This window comes from Streptomyces sp. NBC_00669, assembly GCF_036226785.1.
In the GTDB taxonomy this organism is placed as follows: Bacteria; Actinomycetota; Actinomycetes; order Streptomycetales; family Streptomycetaceae; genus Actinacidiphila.
In genome coordinates this window covers 6793566-6810487 of the sequence record NZ_CP109018.1, presented here as the reverse complement: position 1 = coordinate 6810487, position 16922 = coordinate 6793566, and the positions used below count along the sequence as shown (strand labels likewise).

At 72.3% G+C, this 16922-nt stretch carries 15 protein-coding genes; all 15 read left to right on the top strand.

What is annotated here, in order from left to right:
- Positions 1-294: 294 nt before the first annotated feature.
- Positions 295-1098, top strand: a complete 804-nt coding sequence (locus OG896_RS28680) for an ABC transporter ATP-binding protein (protein ID WP_329369969.1) — start codon at positions 295-297, stop codon at positions 1096-1098.
- A 9-nt stretch (positions 1099-1107) separates the two neighbouring features.
- Positions 1108-1875 carry an SRPBCC domain-containing protein gene (locus tag OG896_RS28675; protein ID WP_329369967.1) on the top strand — a complete coding sequence of 256 codons (768 nt, stop codon included), beginning with the start codon at positions 1108-1110 and terminating at the stop codon, positions 1873-1875.
- Positions 1853-2713, top strand: a complete 861-nt coding sequence (locus OG896_RS28670; RefSeq protein WP_329369965.1) for an HpcH/HpaI aldolase family protein — start codon at positions 1853-1855, stop codon at positions 2711-2713. Before OG896_RS28675 ends, OG896_RS28670 begins: the two co-directional genes overlap by 23 nt.
- 211 nt (positions 2714-2924) lie before the next feature.
- Positions 2925-4004 carry an amidohydrolase family protein gene (locus OG896_RS28665; protein ID WP_329369963.1) on the top strand — a complete coding sequence of 360 codons (1080 nt, stop codon included), beginning with the start codon at positions 2925-2927 and terminating at the stop codon, positions 4002-4004.
- Entirely contained in the window at positions 4001-5653 is a 1653-nt protein-coding gene (locus OG896_RS28660) for a thiamine pyrophosphate-binding protein (RefSeq protein ID WP_329369961.1), read from the top strand. Before OG896_RS28665 ends, OG896_RS28660 begins: the two co-directional genes overlap by 4 nt.
- Entirely contained in the window at positions 5653-6651 is a 999-nt protein-coding gene (locus OG896_RS28655) for a hypothetical protein (protein ID WP_329369959.1), read from the top strand. The genes OG896_RS28660 and OG896_RS28655 overlap by 1 nt, the downstream gene beginning before the upstream one ends.
- Positions 6648-7820: a DUF3500 domain-containing protein gene (locus OG896_RS28650; RefSeq protein ID WP_329369958.1), complete on the top strand. Its 1173-nt coding sequence runs from the start codon at positions 6648-6650 to the stop codon at positions 7818-7820. Before OG896_RS28655 ends, OG896_RS28650 begins: the two co-directional genes overlap by 4 nt.
- Positions 7821-7837: 17 nt before the next feature.
- Positions 7838-8704, top strand: a complete 867-nt coding sequence (locus OG896_RS28645) for a hypothetical protein (RefSeq protein ID WP_329369957.1) — start codon at positions 7838-7840, stop codon at positions 8702-8704.
- A gap of 78 nt (positions 8705-8782) precedes the next feature.
- Positions 8783-9802, top strand: coding sequence for an ABC transporter substrate-binding protein (locus tag OG896_RS28640; RefSeq protein ID WP_329369955.1), 1020 nt, complete (start codon positions 8783-8785; stop codon positions 9800-9802).
- 114 nt (positions 9803-9916) lie between these two features.
- Positions 9917-10777: an amidohydrolase family protein gene (locus tag OG896_RS28635; protein WP_329369952.1), complete on the top strand. Its 861-nt coding sequence runs from the start codon at positions 9917-9919 to the stop codon at positions 10775-10777.
- Positions 10778-10867: 90 nt separating this feature from the next.
- Positions 10868-11539 (top strand): GntR family transcriptional regulator, encoded by a 672-nt coding sequence (locus tag OG896_RS28630; protein ID WP_329369950.1) that lies wholly within the window; start codon positions 10868-10870, stop codon positions 11537-11539.
- A gap of 143 nt (positions 11540-11682) precedes the next feature.
- A complete protein-coding gene (locus OG896_RS28625) occupies positions 11683-13266 on the top strand; it encodes a carboxylesterase/lipase family protein (protein WP_329369948.1) in 1584 nt (527 codons plus the stop codon).
- Positions 13267-13277: 11 nt separating this feature from the next.
- Positions 13278-14402: an ABC transporter substrate-binding protein gene (locus OG896_RS28620; protein ID WP_329369946.1), complete on the top strand. Its 1125-nt coding sequence runs from the start codon at positions 13278-13280 to the stop codon at positions 14400-14402.
- A 41-nt stretch (positions 14403-14443) separates the two neighbouring features.
- Positions 14444-15304 carry an ABC transporter permease gene (locus OG896_RS28615; RefSeq protein WP_329369944.1) on the top strand — a complete coding sequence of 287 codons (861 nt, stop codon included), beginning with the start codon at positions 14444-14446 and terminating at the stop codon, positions 15302-15304.
- Between the two features lie 277 nt (positions 15305-15581).
- Complete coding sequence (locus tag OG896_RS28610) at positions 15582-16859, top strand: lactonase family protein (RefSeq protein WP_329369942.1); 1278 nt, start codon at positions 15582-15584, stop codon at positions 16857-16859.
- Positions 16860-16922 lie beyond the last annotated feature (63 nt).

Below are 16922 nucleotides of genomic sequence, written 5' to 3'. Positions count from 1 at the left end.
AGCTAACTTGTCCAACAATCTTGGATGTGACTCACGGCGCCCATCGGCTCACTGCGCGATTTTCGTGCAGAGTTCTTGTGGGCTTGATTCGGCGGTGTTACGGTCACTCGCAAGTTGTTGGACAATCCATCGCTCGACGCGAGGAACCCCACGCGTCGGGCGCCACGCGGAGACGAGCTGAGCCGCAGCCGCAGCCGCAGTCGTCGAAATCCATCGAGACCCATCGGCAAGGCCACTCGAACGTGTACACGCGAGTGCCGGATCGCCTCACCCGAGCCGGTCAAGGAGACAGAGTTGTCGACCAACCAGCGGGACCACAGCGCGGAGGCACTCCGCTTCGACCACGTCACCCTGGAATTCCCCGGGGGACACCAACCGGCCATCGAGGACGTCTCGTTCAGGGTCGCGCGGCGCAAGTTCGTCGCCGTGATCGGACCGAGCGGGTGCGGCAAGAGCACGATCCTCAACCTGGCCGCCGGCCTGCTCCGCCCGACCAGGGGCGAGGTCCACTTCAACGGCGAACCCGTCACCGGGGTCAACTCCGAAGCCGCGTACGTGACCCAGAAGGCCAACCTGCTGCCCTGGCTCAGCGTGAAGGCCAACATCGGCCTGGCGCTGAAGTTCCGCAGGGTCCCCAAGGCGGAGCGCGACGAGCGGATCGCGCACTGGATCAAGGTGGTCGGCCTCACCGGGTTCGAGGACCACTACCCGCGCGAGCTCTCCGGCGGCATGCAGAAACGCGTCGCCATCGCCCGCGCGCTGATCTACGACCCGTCCATCGTGCTGATGGACGAGCCGTTCGGCCCGCTGGACGCCATCACCCGGCTCAAGCTCCAGCAGGACCTGCTCAATCTGTGGGAGGAGCAGGAGGGCACGCTCGTCTTCGTCACCCACGACCTCAACGAGGCGATCTACCTCGCCGACGAGGTGATCGTGATGTCCAAGGGGCCCGGGACGGTGCACCGCACCCTCGAAGTCCCCTTCCCCCGGCCCCGATCCATCGGGTCGCTGGTCGAGTCGCACGAGTTCTCCGAGCTCTACAACGACCTGTGGAGCCTGTTCAAGTCGGAGATCGACCTGTCCGACGCCTCCGCGTAAGGAACCGCAGTGATAACGATCAAGGAAGAGATCGACGTCCCGAGCCCGCGCGGCCGGGTCTGGGAGGTCGTGTCGAGCCCCTCGGACGTCGTGTCCTGCATCAGTGGCGCCGAGTTGGGCGCCGCCCACGACGACGGGTCGTTCGACGGCGCCCTGGTAGTGAAGTTCGGCGCGATCCGGGTGAGGTTCGCCGCCCGCATCCGGCTGGAGCTGGACGAGCCCGAGTCCGAGGGCCGGCTCACCGCCCGCGGCGGCGACGGGCAGGGGGCCACCCGCTTCCGCGGTGACGCCACCTTCCGCGTGGTCGACGGCGCCGCGGCCGGCAGCGCGCGGGTGCTGATGAACGGCGAGGTGACCCTCACCGGCAAGCTCGCGTCGCTGGTCGAGTCGGGCGCCGGGGTCGTGATCTCCAGGATGACCAAGGACTTCTCGGCGAAGCTGGTCGCGAAGTGCGCCGAGCCGGCCACCGGCCAGGTGTCCGTACCGGTCGGCGCCGCGGCCTCCGGGCCGTCCGCCGAGCGGGCGGCAGCCGGCGCCGCCCCGCCCGTACCCGCCCCCGTGCCCGCGCCGGCCGCCGCCCCGCCCCGTACCGGCCCGCTGCGCCGCTGCCTCGCCTGGCTCGCCCGCGTCCTGGGCCGGCGGCGGAGCCCGGCGGCACCGGCGACCCCTACGGCCCCGGACCGAGCCGCCCCGCCCGCTTCTCTCCCGCACACCGCACACGCACCGCAGACGACGCAGACCGAGGAGGTCGGCAGTGGCAACGCCCCGGCTCAATAAGGTGATCGGCGCCCTCGAAGCGGGACAGCACGTCTTCGCGTCCTTCGCCGCGGCCGACCCGTCCGCCGCCCTGGAGTTCGGCACCACCGGCTACGACGCCCTGGTCTTCGAGACCGAGCACAAGCCCTGGGACGTGCCGGCGCTGCGCGACACCCTCCAGTACCTGCTGAACCGGCGGCAGATCTTCGGCGCCGACAGCGTGGCCCCCGCGCTCACCCCGCTGGTCCGGATACCGGTCAACGGCGCCGAGAAGGGGCAGTGGCAGGCCAAGCAGGCGCTCGACCTGGGCGCGTACGGCATCGTGTGGCCGCACATCTCCACGGTCGAGGAGGCGTACAACGCGGTCGCCGCCTGCCGCTACCCGCGGCTGCCCGACCGCCCCCGCCACGAACCCGCCGGCCTGCGCGGCGACAGCCCGGCCGCCGCGGCCCGCTACTGGGGCATCTCCAACGCGGAGTACTACGCGAAGGCCGACGTCTGGCCGCTGGACCCGGACGGCGAGATCCTGGTGGCCCTCATGATCGAGGACCAGCTCGCCATCGACAACCTGCCGGACATCCTCGACCAGGTGCCGGGCATCGGGCTGATCATCATCGGCGAGGGCGACATGAGCCAGGAACTGGGCATCCCGCGCCAGTACGACCACCCGCTGATGCGGGAGTGCAAGCGCCGCGTCCTCGACATCTGCGCCGCCCGCGGCGTCCCCGTCGGCCACCCCCACGTCACCGCCGACAACGTCAAGCAGGTGCTGGAGGACGGCTACCGGTTCCTGATGTCCATGCCGGTACGGACCTACCCCGGCCTGGAACTCGGCCGGACGCTGACCGGACGCGACTGACGGCTGCCGGTACCTTCCGGCACCTCCCACCGTCCCAAGCCGTCCCGCCTTCCCGCGCCCCCCACGTTTTCACGCCCCTTCCCCGCCCTTCCCCGCCCTCCCGCGCCCTCGCGCGCCCGAAAACCTCCCACCGCCGGCCCTCCATGCCCGCGGCGCCCACCATCCACCGGCCCGCCGCGCGCCACGCACCACGCGAATCTCGGAGACTTCCATGCTCATCGACTGTCACGGTCACTTCACCACGGCCCCGGCCGCACTGGGGAAGTGGCGTGAACGGCAGATCCAGGCGTTCGAGGAATCGGGCGCGCGGCTGTCGCCCGCCGAACTCCGCATCAGCGACGACGAGATCACCACCGCCATCGAGCAGGGACAGCTCAGACTCCAGCGGGAGCGCGGCGTCGATGTCGCCCTCTTCTCCCCCGGCGCGGGCAAGATGGCGCACCACTACGGCGACGAGCAGACCAGCCTGGCCTGGTCGCACGTCAGCAACGACCTGATCGCCCGGGTGTGCGGGCTCTTCCCCGGCCGGTTCGTCGGGGTGTGCCAGCTCCCGCAGTCCCCGGGCGAGCCGCTGGCGTCGTCGGTCCGCCGCAGCGCCACCGAACTGCGGCGCTGTGTCGAGGAGTTGGGCTTCGTCGGCTGCCTGCTCAACCCGGACCCGTCGGACGGCTACTGGCAGGCGCCGCCGCTGACCGACAAGGTCTACTACCCGCTCTACGAGACGATGGCGGAGCTGGACGTCCCCGCGATGGTCCATGTCGCGATGTCACGCAACCCCGCGCTCCAGGGCACCTGCGCGCACTACCTCAACGGCGACACCGCTGCCTTCATGCAGCTGTGCCAGTCGGACCTGTTCACCGACTTCCCGACGCTGAAGTTCATCCTGCCGCACGGCGGCGGCGCCGTCCCCTACCACTGGGGCCGCTACCGCGGGTTCATGCAGGACCAGGGGCGGCCGCCGCTGGAGGAGGCGGTGCTGCGGAACGTCTTCTTCGACACCTGCGTGTACCACCAGCGCGGCATGCAGCTGCTGGTGGACGTCGTCCCCGCGGAGAACATCCTCTTCGCCTCGGAGATGATCGGCGCCGTCCGCGGGGTGGACCCCGAGACCGGGCACCGGTTCGACGACACGAAGCACCTCCTGGACTCCATCGACACCTTGGCCGACTCCGACCGGCGGGCGGTGTACGGCGGCAACGCGCTGCGGGTGTTCGGACGGCTGGAAGGCGTGCTCTCCTCCCACGCCACCACGGCGGACCACGCCACGACCGCGAAGGAGAACGGCAAGTGAAGGTCTACGAGGCGCTCGCCGAGGCGTTCGTCAAAGAAGGCGCGACCGATGTCTTCGGCATGATGGGCGACGCCAACATGCACTGGATGAACGCCCTGCACGAGCGCGGGGTGAACCTGTACGAGGTGCGCCACGAGGGCTCGGGCCTGGGCATGGCCGACGGCTGGGCGCGCACCGCCGGCCGGCCAGGGGTGGTCACCACCACCAGCGGCCCCGGCACCGCCCAGCTCGCCACCTCGATGATCGTGGCCGCCCGCGCGCACACCCCGCTGGTCGCCTTCTGCGGCGAGACCCCGGTGGGCGACGAGTCAGCGGTGCAGTACCTCGACCAGCGCCGGTTCGCCGCCGCCATCGAGTGCGGCTTCGTCCACGTCTCCCGGCCCGACCTCGCCGAGGAGGCCGTGCAACGGGCCTTCTACCAGGCCAGGACCGAGTCCCGGCCGGTGATGCTCAGCGCCCCCGTCGACGTGCAGGTCAAGGAGTACGAGGAGGCGGGGCCGTACATCCCCTCCACCGAACTCATCGACACCGCGCGGCTGTTGCCCGACCCGGCCAGGATCGAACAGGCATCGGCGCTGGTGCGGGCGGCCAAGCGGGTGGTGATCATCGCGGGCCGTGGAGCGCGCTCCTCGGACGCCGGTGAGGAGGTGCTGCGGCTCCAGCGGCGGACCGGCGCGCTGCTGGCCACCACGCTCCAGGCGAAGAACTGGCTGTGCGACGCCACCGAGTTCCACGTCGGGATCTCCGGGCTGTACGGCAACAAGGCCGCGATGGAGCTGCTCCAGGAGGCCGACTGCGTGATCGCGGTCGGCGCCAGCCTGAACCACTACACCACCGAACACGGCCTGCTCTTCCCCGACGCCACCTACGTGCAGATCGACAACGCGCCGCACGTGGTGATGGGCAACGGCCGGGCCGCGGAGTGCTACGTACGGGCCGACGCGCGCACCGCGCTCGCCGAGCTGAACCGGGCCCTGGAGCAGCACCCGGCGCAGCCGGAGGGCTTCCACACCGACGACGTGCGACGCCGGCTGACCGAGCCGCTGAAGGCCCCGTCCGGCTACGAGGCCGAGCCGGGCCGGCTCGACCCGCGTGAGGCCATCCGCGTGCTGGACGCCGAACTCCCGGGCGAGATCGGGCTGGTGCTCGGCAGCGGCCACCAGACCGACTTCGGCACGATGCTCTTCCAGCGCTCCCGCGACGTGCTGTCGAACTACGGCATGTTCGGCGCGATCGGCCAGGCCCCGCTGCTGACCATCGGCGCCGTCGTGGCGAACGGCGGCCGGCCGACGTTCGTGGTGGAGGGGGACGCCAGCTTCCTGATGCACCTGGCGGAGTTCGAGACCGCCTGCCGTTACGGCCTGCCGGTGCTGGTGGTGGTGATGAACGACGAGGGGCTGGGCGCGGAGTTCCACAAGGCGAAGGCCAAGGGCCTGGACCCGCAGCTCGCGGTGATCCCCAACCCCGACCTCGGCCCGGTCGCGATCGCGCTCGGCGGGGCCGGCGCCACCGTCCGCAGCACCGGTGAACTGCGCGCCGCGCTCGCGGAGTTCGTCCGTGACCCGCGCCCGACCGTGGTCGACGTGCGGATCACCCGGAACGTGCTGAGCGTGCCCTACCGGCGGCTCCAGTACGGCGAGGACGTGTGATGACCGCGCTCTCGGTCCTGCTCGGGGACTACCCGCACACCCGGCCGCTGAAGGACGGCACGATCCCGGTGCCCGGTGTGGAGTGCCACTGGGCGCAGGCGTCCCCGCTGTACTCGGCCTTCGCCCGGATGGTGCGGGGCCTGGAGTACGACGTCTGCGAGATGGCGCTGGCGACGTACTTCCAGGCCAGGGAGGCCGGCGTGCCGATCACGCTGCTGCCGGTGGCGATGATCGGCGGCACCCACCACCAGTCGCTCACCCGGCTGCCGGACGGGCCGGCGCTCTCCCCGCGGCAGCTCGCGGGCAGCCGGGTCGGGGTGCGCTCCTACAGCCAGACCACCGGCCTGTGGGTGCGCGGGGTGCTGCGCGAGGACTACGGCGTGCAGCCCTCGGACGTCACCTGGGTCACCACCGAGGAGCCGCACGTCGCGCGGTACCGCGAGCCGGACAACGTCCGGCGGTCCCGGGCCGCGAAGGTCGCCGACCTGCTGCGCGACGGCGAGGTGGGCTCGGCGGTGCTCGGCCCGCGCGCCATCGGCACCCAGGGCGTCGAACTCGTCCCGGTCCTCCCGGACGCCCGGGCCGCCGCGCAGGCGTGGATCGACCGGCACGGCACCGTGCCGGTGAACCACATGGTCGTGGTGCGCGACGAGGTGCTGGAGTCCGCGCCGCAGGCGGTCGCCGCGCTGGTCGAAGCGCTGGCCGCCGCGATCGCGACCACCGCCGGCGAGCGCGACGGCTCTCCGGCCGGCCGGGTGGTCGCGGCCGGCTGGCGCCCGGAACTGGTCGCGGCCGTCGGGATCGGCGCCCGCTACGCCCTGGAACAGCAGGTCGTACGGTCCCCGATCGACGTCGAGCGGATCGCCGCGCACACCGCGCACCTCGGCGCCGCACCGGCGCCCGGGACTACCGGGACTACCAGGGCTGCCGGGACTGCCAGGACTGCCGAGACGCCCGGGACGCCCGACGAGCGGGACGCGGAGGTGAGCCGGCCGTGAGCGAACTGCGTGTCCGCGGGGACGCCCCCACCCGGCGCCCCGACGTATGGACCCCGGAGCTGCTGGAGAAGGTCGAGTGGCGAAGGCGCGCGGCGGACGAGCCGTTCCGCGGCGTCGCCGACCCGTCCGGCATACGCCCCGGCCTGTTCCCGCTCCGGACCACCGGCGTGGACGTCAGCGGTGTGCTCGGCGCCGCCGCGCGGTACCTGGCCGCGCTGGCACCGCGCGAACTGGCCGACGGGCGGCTGCCGATGGACGACGTGACGTGGCGGCACTGGGCCAACGGCGCCCGGTACTTCCTGCGGCACGGGCTGTGCCTGGAGGAACTCGACGACCGGACCAGGCAGTCGGCCCTGGAGATCGTCCGCGCCAGCCTGAGTGACGCGGGCTTCGCGCAGGTCCTCGACCTGATGCACCTGAACCTGACGGTCGGCGAGCTGCGCGGTGAGGAGCACCTGCTCAACGAGTGGCTGTACTGGTTCACCGTCTACGGCGACCCCGGAAGCGGCCCGTGGGGCTGGCAGCTCGACGGGCACCACGTCAACGTCAACTGCGCCTTCGTCGGCGACCAGATGGTGCTCACCCCGACATTCCTCGGCGCGGAGCCGGTGCACGCCACCTCGGGGAAGTACGCCGGCACGCACGTCTTCCGGCGCGAGGAGGCGGTCGGGCAGGAGCTGTTCGACGGCCTGACCGGGCGGCAGCGCGCCCGGGCGGTGATCGCCGACGAGCTGCCGCCCGACCTGTTCGTGGGCGCCTTCCGGGACAACTACGAACTCGCCTACCAGGGCATGCCGTTCACCGAGCTGACCGGCCACCAGTACGCGCTGGCCACCGAGTTGCTCGGCCTGTACACCGGCCGGGCCGGCGCCGGCCACGCCGCGGCACGGATGGACGAGGTACTCGCGCACCGGCAGGACACGTACTTCGCCTGGATCGGCGACGGCGGCCCGGACAGCGCCTTCTACTACCGCGTGCACAGCCCGGTGATCCTCGTCGAGTTCGAGCACCAGGCCGGCGTGATGTTCGCCAACGACGTGCCGACGCGGCGGCACATCCACACCGTGGTCCGCACCCCGAACGGCAACGACTACGGCGCCGATCTGCTGCGCCGGCACCACGAGCGGCACCACCGGCCGGCGACCGCGGACCCGGCACCCGAGGCATGAAGCAGGAGGAGTCCCAGATGAAGTTGGTTGTGGGCCGCGACGACCTCGCGGCGGCGGCGCTGGAGGCCGCCCGGACGGCGGGCACCGAGGTGGAACGCCTCGACGTGCGGCCGGTGCACAAGGCGTCGCGCGGCTTCGTGAACGACGCAGCCGTGGACGTGTGCGAGCTCGCGGTGGTGACGCTGCTCCAGGCCGCCGCCTACGACCGGCCGGTGGTGCTGCTGCCGGTGACCACGCTGGTCCGCGCTCAGCACCAGACCCTGGTCACCATGGGCAACCTGTCGGTGCGGGACCTGGCGGGCCGCAGCGTCGGCGTCCGCTCCTGGAGCCAGACCACCGGGGTGTGGCTGCGCGGCTTCCTCACCGAGCAGTACGGCGTGGACCTGCGCACGGTGGACTGGACGGTGTACGAGAACGGACACGTCGACTCCTACCAGGACCCGTCGTGGGTGCGGCGCGCGCCGGAAGGGGCCAAGCTGCAGGCGGACTTCCTCGACGGCCGCCTCGACTACGGGATCATGGGCAACGAGCTCCCGGCCGACGACCGCATCCGCACCGCCGTCCCGGACGCGCTCGACGCCGCCGCTCAGTGGTCGGCGCGCAAGGGCTTCACCCCCGTCAACCACGTGATCGGCGTGTCCGAGGCCGCCGCCCGCGAGAACTCCACGGCGATCTGCGCGATGTACGACGCGATCCGCGAGATGGCCGCCAAGGACGAGGGCGGGTCCGACCCGGTGGGCTTCGACGCGCTGCGCGGCCCGGTCGCGCAGGTCGCGGCCTACGCGCTGGAGCAGGACGTGCTGCCGCGCGCGGTGGACTTCGACGAGCTGGTGGCCCGGTCGTGCGCGGCCCTCGGGGTACCGCCGGCGCGGCTGGGCGGCTGACCCGCCGTGCCCCCGGCACCGGGACCGCACCCGGCACGGCATCCGCAAGCACCCGAACAAGACAGGACGAGGACACGCATGGGCAAGCTCACGGTCGCACTCGGCGCATACCCGCACGTGCAGGCACTGCTCGACGGCAGCGCGGCGGTGGACGGCTACGACATCGAGGAGGTGCGGGTCAGGCCGATCATCGGCGCCTACCGGCGGATGATCAGGGACCTGGAGTTCGACGTGTGCGAACTCGCCCCGGTCTCCTACCTGATGGCGCTCCAGGAAGGGGTGCCGCTCACCGCGGTGCCGGTCTTCCTCAACCGCCGCTTCCACCACGGCGACATCCAGTGCGCCGCAGGCTCCGGCATCCGCGTCCCGAAGGACCTGGAGGGGCGCCGGGTCGGGGTGCGCGCCTACACGGTGAGCACCGGCGTGTGGGTGCGCGGGGTGCTCCGCGACGAGTACGGCGTGGACGTGGAGAAGATCACCTGGGTGGTGGACGACGACGACCACATCGAGGGGCGGGCCCCGTCGAACGTCGAACGGGTCACCGACGGGCGCTCGCTGGGCGAGCTGCTGCGCGCCGGGGAGATCGACGCCGCGTTCACCGGCAACGCCGGCACCGGAAGGGCCGGCGCGCCCAAGGCCGGCTGGACGGCCGCGGCCGAAGCCACCCCCACCGCCGCCGCCACCGGCACCGGCACCGGTGACGACGCCGGCGACGACGGCCCGTACCCGCTCTTCGCCGACGCCGACGTGCTCGGTGCCGACTGGTACCTGCGCACGGGGATCTACCCGCTGCACTCGGTGGTCGCGCTCCGCTCCGAACTGGTGGCCCGCGACCCGGACCTGCCGACGGCGCTGTACGCGGCGCTGGCCGACAGCAAGCGGCGGCAGGTCGCCGCGGACCCGGAGTGGACCGAACTTCCGCGCTTCGCCCGGCAGGCGCGCCAGATCGGCGGCGACCCGGTGCCGTACGGCATCGGCGCCAACGAGGCGAGCCTGGCCGCGGCCGTCCGCTACTCCCGCGACCAGGGCCTGCTCGACGCGGGCTTCCCCGCCGACCCGCGACGGCTGTTCGCCGAGGGCGACCACCCGGACGCCTGACCCCCTGACCACCCGGGCGCCCGCACCCGCCGGGCGCCCGCACCGCCCACCAGCCGTCACCGCACGCGCGGTTCACGCAGGACAGACACGCAGCACAAGGAGCGAGGGAACACCGTGGACGTCGTCGACACACACTGCCACATCATCTCCGAGGACCTGGCGCGCTATCCGCGGGCGCCGATCGGCGGGAAGCAGTCGGAATGGGCCGCGTCCCGGCCGGTCACCGCGGACGGCATGGCCGCCCGCATGGACGAGGCGGGCATCGGCCAGGCCGTCCTGGTGCAGGCCACCACCGCCTACGGGTACGACAACTCCTACGTGCTGGACAGCCGCCGGCGCCGACCGGAGCGGTTCGTCGCCGTGGGCACCTTCGACCCGCTGCGGCCCGGCTCCGGCGCGCGGCTGCTGGACCTGGTCGGCGACAACGGCCTCGCCGGGGTGCGGCTGTTCACCAGCGGCAGCACCGTGCCCACGCAGGGCGAGTGGTTCGCGGCGCCGGAGACCCACGACTTCTGGCGGACCGCCGAGGAGGCCGGCATCACCGTCTGCCTCCAGATGCGGCTGGGGCCGGCCACCAGGCAACTGGTCGAGGTGCTGGAGCGGTTCCCCGGTGTCCGGGTGCTCCTGGACCACATGGGATACCCCGACATCGCCGCGTCGCCCGCGCGGGCCGGCCAGGAGGTGGCCGAACTCGCCGCGAACCCGGGCCTGTTCCTGAAACTCACGCACCGCAACCTCGAACGGCTGCGGGACGCCGGAAAGGAGGCGGCCGACTTTCTCGATCCGGTACTCGCCGCGTTCGGCGCGGAACGGATCACCTGGGGATCGAACTGCCCCGCCGCCGAGCAGTCGCTGCCGGAACTCCTCGCACTCGCGCGGAACGTCCTGACCGGACTGCCCGAGCCGGCACAGCAGAATATCTTCGCCGGCACCGCACGGCGCCTTTACCCCGGACTCGGCGCGGCCCGGAACTAGCCGCAGCACGGGGGCGCGTCCCGCCGCCGTGCCGAACGCCGAACCGGGTACGGGCTGCGCATTCCCTTCTAGGACACGTAGGCGATCACGATGGACCAGAGCAACAACGACGGCACCACCGGCGAGACCAGGACGTCCGGCACCCGCTACAGCCAGGCGTACGACGAACTGCGCTCGCTCCTGCTGTCGGGCAGCATCGAGCCGAACACCCGGCTCACCGAAGCCGACCTGACCAGGATGTTCAACGTCTCGCGCAGCACCATGCGCTCGGTCCTGGTCCGGCTGACGCAGGAGGGCTACGTCACCAGCGAGGTCAATCGCGGCGTGCGCACCAGGAGCTTCTCCCCGGAAGAGGCGAAGGACATTCTGGAAGCGCGCGAGACCCTCGAATCCGCGCTGGCCGGCAAGGCGGCGGAACGGGCCACGGAGGACGAGATCCGCGAATTGCGCCGCACGCTGGAGGAAATGGCCGACGCGCAGTCGCGCGACGACCAGGCGGCGTATTCGCAGGGCAACCGCCGATTCCACCAGCAGGTGAAGGCAGCCGCCCACCAGACGACGCTGGCCCGGGCGTACGACACCCTGCTGTACCCGCTGGTGATGCGCCAGTACCGGAACATCTCCGCGCACCACCCGCGGTCGGGGTCGTTCGACGAACACCAGGCCATCCTGCTCGCCATCGTCACCCGCAACCCCGAGGCGGCCACCGCCGCGATGCGGCACCACGTCGCCAGCGCCCGGCACGCGCTGGTCCTCGGATAGCGGGCCCGCCGCCGTGCGCCCCGCACCCTCTCGTCCGCCGCCCGCCGTCCGCCGTCCGCCGGGCCCGCGCACCGCGCCCCACCGGCGAAGCAACGGATGAATCGTCGGCTCCACCGACCGGAAGTGACTCCATGCAGCATCCAGTGGCAACCGAATCGGGCCTGGTAGAAGGCATATCGGGGCGGGACCGCACGGTCACCGTCTTCCGCGGTATCCCCTACGCCGCGCCTCCGGTCGGCGACCTGCGCTGGCGACCGCCCCAGCCGCCGGCCCCGTGGTCCGGCGTGCGCAGGGCCGGCCGCTTCGGCCCGATGTGCCCGCAGGCGCCGCACGACGCGGCCACCGCCGGCGTCGAACTGCCCATGAGCGAGGACTGCCTCCACCTCAACGTCTGGACGCAGGGCATGGCCGCCACCGGCACCCCGCGGCCGGTGCTGGTCTGGATCTACGGCGGCGGCTTCCGGGGCGGCACCGGGGCGAACGCCCGCTTCGACGGCGAGGCCCTGGCCCGGCTCGGCCTGGTCGTGGTGACCTTCAACTACCGGCTGGGCGCCTTCGGTTTCCTGGCCACCCCCGAACTGAGCGAGGAGTCCGGGCACGGCGCCTCCGGCAACTACGGGCTGCTCGACAGCATCGCGGTGCTGCGCTGGGTGCGTGCCAACATCGCCGGCTTCGGCGGGGACCCGGACCGGGTCACGGTCGCCGGCCAGTCGGCGGGCGCCGGGTCGGTGAACTTCCTGGCCATGTCGCCGCTCGCCGAGGGGCTGTTCCACCGGGCCATCGCGCAGAGCCACGCCCGCTACTCCCGGGACCCCGAACTGGGCTACCTGGCCACCTCCTACCGCGTGCTGGCCGACGCCGAGCAGGACGGCGTCCGCTTCGCCCGGGAGCACGGCGCGCGGTCGCCGGCCGAACTGCGCGCGCTGCCCTGGCAGAAGCTGATCGACGGGCGGCCGGCCTTCGACCGCGGTGTCGACACCGCCGGCCCGGCCAAGCCGCCGCTGTTCCGCCCGGTGCTCGACGGGTGGGTGCTCCCGTACGGCTACGAGGACACCTACGCCAAGGGCCGGCAGAACGACGTCTGCTACCTGGCCGGGAACAACCTGGACGAGGGCGGGGCGGTCCCCGAGTCCACGTTCGCCGAGCACCGGGCGCGGGGGACGGCGGCGGTACGGCCGGGCGCGCCGCCGGTGCACGTCACGCTCGACGGGTATCTCGCCCACGCCGGGCGGAAGTTCGGCCCGCTCGCCGAGGAGTTCCTGCGGCTGTACCCGGCCGGCACCGACGACGAGGCCGCGCGCGCCGCCAACGCCGCGGTACGCGACAACTCCCGCGTCTCCACGTACCTGTGGGGCACCCAGTGGACCGAACACGCCACCCGCCCCGCGTACACGTACTTCTGGACGCACCCCTCCCCCGCGCAGGGGCAGTCGCCCCGGCGCGCCTCGCACGGCGCCGAGATCGAGTTCGTCTTCGGCAACCTCGACCCCGGCGCCGCCCCCTGGACCGACGAGGACCGCGCCGTCTCGGCGACGGTCTCCGCGTACTGGGCCAACTTCGCCGCCACCGGCGATCCCAACGGCCCCGGCCTGCCGCACTGGCCGGTGTACGCGGCCGGCTCGCCGACCGTGATGGAGATCGGCGGCCGCTTCGGGCCGATCCCGGTGGCCGACCAGGTCCGGCTCGACTTCTGGAAGCGCTACTTCCAGACCCGACAGGCATGGTGACAGGAGATCTCATGGCACACCTCGACCAGCACGACGGCGCGACCGCTGCGGCCGGCACCGGCGCCCCGGCCACACCGGCCGGCACGTCCGGCGGGCGCGGCGGCAGACCACACGCCCCCGGGACCCGGACGTTCGCGGCGGTGACCGCGATAGCGCTCGGCTGCGTGGCGCTGACCGCGTGCGGAGGCGGCGGCACCTCCAAGAACGCCGACGGCACCACCACCGTCACCATCGGCATCGCCGGCAACATCTTCGACGTGCCGATCAAGCTCGCGGAGGCCAACGGCTACTTCAGCAAGCAGGGCATCAAGGTCAAGTACGTGACGCTGACCGCGTCCACCGGCGCCTCCGCGCTGGAGTCGGGCTCCGTGCAGTTCCTCAACGACAGCCCCACCGACTTCCTGTCCGCCGTCGGCAAGAAGATCCCGGAGACCGCGATCGCCGCGGACGGCGGCGGCAACCCGCTCGGCCTGATCGTCAGCACCAAGTTCGCCAAGGCGCACGGCCTGACCGCCGACACCCCCGCCGCCCAGGTCGCCAAGGCCCTGGACGGCTCCACCGGCGGCTCCAGTTCGGCCAACACCAAGGGCGAGGCGAGCGTCTACCTCAAGGCGTACGGCGTCGACGCCGGGAAGGTGAAGTGGGTGTCGCTGCCCAGCCCGGCCGCCGACAAGGCCGCCTTGAAGAGCAACCAGATCGACTGGTTCGTCACCTCCCAGCCGTCCCCGCTGGAGATCCAGGACTCCGGCGACGGCGTCGTGGTGGCCGACTCGATCAAGGTGCCGGCCTGGTCCTCCGCGCAGGCCGGCTACGGCCAGTTCGTGGTCGGCCGCAACAGCTACCTCTCCCAGCACGCCGACATCGCCGGGAAGGTCGCCACCGCGGTGCAGCAGGCGACGGCGTACATGAACGCCCACCTCGACTCGGCCACGGTGCAGACCGTGGCGCAGAAGGCCCTGCCCGGCGTGCCGGCGGCGGTGATCAAGACCGCCCTGCCGCAGGTCGAGTGGCCGAAGAGCGGCGAGATGACGGACGGCGAGTGGACCAAGACCCTGGCGTTCATCAACTCGCTGGGAGCGCTGACCAAGCAGGCCCAGGTCAGCTCCGACGACTGGACCAACAAGTACCTCAAGTGACCCGACCCGGCACCTGCTGAGAGAGGAAGGAGCAGACGGTGATGACGGCAACCGACAACATCGTGAAGAAGACCGAGGCCAAGGTCCCGGCGGCCCCCGCGAAGCACGGCAGCCGGTGGCGGGGCACCGCCCTGGTGGTGGTGCTGCGCCTCGCCGTGATCGCGCTCTGCCTGGTCCTGTGGCAGGTGATGAGCGGCCCGGTGATCCCGGAGTACGCGGTGAGCAAACCGACCGACGTGTGGACGGCCCTGCACCACCTGCTCGGCTCGGCGCAGGGGTGGACCGACATCAAGACGACCTCGTTCGAGGTGGTGGTCGGCTTCGGCATCGGAGTGGCGATCGGCACCGTGATGGGCCTGGTGCTGGGCTCCTTCCCGCTCGCCGGGCGGGTGATGGAGCCCCTGGTCGCGGCGGTCAACGGCGTCCCCAAGATCGCGCTGGCCCCGCTGTTCGTGCTGTTCTTCGGGATCGGTTCCTGGTCGAAGATCTACATCGCCGCCACCGGAGTGGCCTTCGTGGTCTTCTACAACCTCTACCTGGGCCTGCGGCTGCGCGAACGCGAACTCGTGGAGATCATCCAGGTGATGGGCGGCCGCAAGCACCACGTGCTCAGCTACGTCACCGTCCCCACGCTGGCCGCGCCCTTCTTCGCCGCGCTCAAGACCGGCGGTCCGCTGGCCATCCTCGGGGTCATCGGCGGGGAGTTCATCGCCTCCTCCGAAGGCGTCGGCCACGAGCTGTTCACCTCCGCGATGAACCTGGACGCGGCGACCGAGTTCGCCGGGCTGATCGTCCTGATGGCGATCACGCTGATCCTCAACGGCATCCTGACCCAGCTCGACAAGTACGCCCTCAAGCGGCTCGGCCTGGCCACCCGCCGCCCGTCGGGCCCGCGTCCGTAGGCGCCGCCCCGCTCCGTACCCCCGGCAGCACGCCGTTCCGGCCCACGCCCTCCGGCCCACGCGCACCACCCCCGCGCACCGCGGCCGACGCCCGCGAGGCCGCCCCGCGCGCCCCGCACTCCCCACACGCCCCGCACTCCCCCGTCCGGACCGCGTCCGTCGCCCCGGCCTGCCCGCTTCCGCTCCCCCCACCCCTCCCCGCCCCTCCCCGCCCCTCCTCACCCCGCGGCGTGGATCGCCGCCTCGTCCCTCCGAGATGCGAAGGAGCACTCTCGCCATGCCTGATTCCAGACCCACTCCGACCGGGCGCCCCCCGGACGCACCGGTCAGCGGCTCCCGCGGCGCTTCCGCCGGAGGCGCCCCGCACCCTTCCCGCCGGCTCCTCCTGGGCTCGATGGCGGCCACCGCCGCCGCGGCCGTACCGCTGCTCGGCGCCGCGCCCGCCACCGCCGCGGCACCGGCAAGGCGCACGGCGGCCCCGAGGAGCACCGCGCGGGAACTCGTGTACATCAACACCTGGAAGGGCACCCAGATCCACGGGGCCTGGTTCGACCCCGACCGCGGCGACCTGACGCCGATCGGGCCGGTGGGCGAGGCGAACGCCGACTGGGCGGTCACGCACCCGACGCTGCCGATCCTGTACGTCGCCACGATGGCGGTCGGCGGGGTCGTCGACACCTTCCGGATCGACCCGGCGACCGGCGCCCTGGCGAAGACCGGGGAGCTGCCCACGGGCGGCACCGGCCTGAACGGCGGCGGGGTGTCGTACATCGGCATCGACCAGCCGTCGAACACCCTGCTGGCCACGAACTTCGAGGACGGCTTCACCGCCGCCGTGCCGATCTCCCGGACCGGCGAGCTGGCCCCGCCCGCCTCGCTCGCACAGGACACCGGCTCCGGCCCCAACCCGCGGCAGGCAAGCCCGCACCCGCACCACGCGGAGGTCGATCCGAGCGGCAGGTTCGCCCTGGTCGCGGACTTCGGCGCCGACCGCGTCTTCGTCTACCGCTTCGACCGGGCGACCCGCACCCTGTCCGCCGGCGGCCCGGCCGGCCCGTACGCCTACCCGACGGCGCCCGGCTCCGGCCCGCGCCGGGTCGCCTTCCACCCCGACGGCCGCACCGTCTACCTGCTGAGCGAGCTCAGCTCGGACCTCCAGACCCTCCGATGGGACCCGCACGAAGGCGAATTGACGCACCGTCAGACGCTCGCGCTCGACGGACCCGAATTCACCGGCACCAAGAGCGCCTCGGACCTGGCGATCAGCGGTGACGGCCGCTTCGTCTACGCCGGCAACCGGGGCGAGAACTCCCTGACGGTCTTCGCCGTCGACCCGCGCACCGACCTGCTCAGCACCCTCCAGAGCGTCCCCTGCGGGGGCACCACGCCCTGGGGCTTCACCCTCCACCCGAGCGGGCGGTGGCTGCTGGTCGCCAACGAGGCAAGCAACACCGTCAACGTGTTCGGCGTCGACCGGCGCTCCGGGAAGCTCACGGACACCGGCACGTCCCTCGCGGTGCCCAACCCGGACTCCGTCACGTTCTTCCGCCGCTGACCGTCCGCACCTCGCGTGCGGATCGCGCGGACACACGGATCGCACGGACGCACGGACGCACGG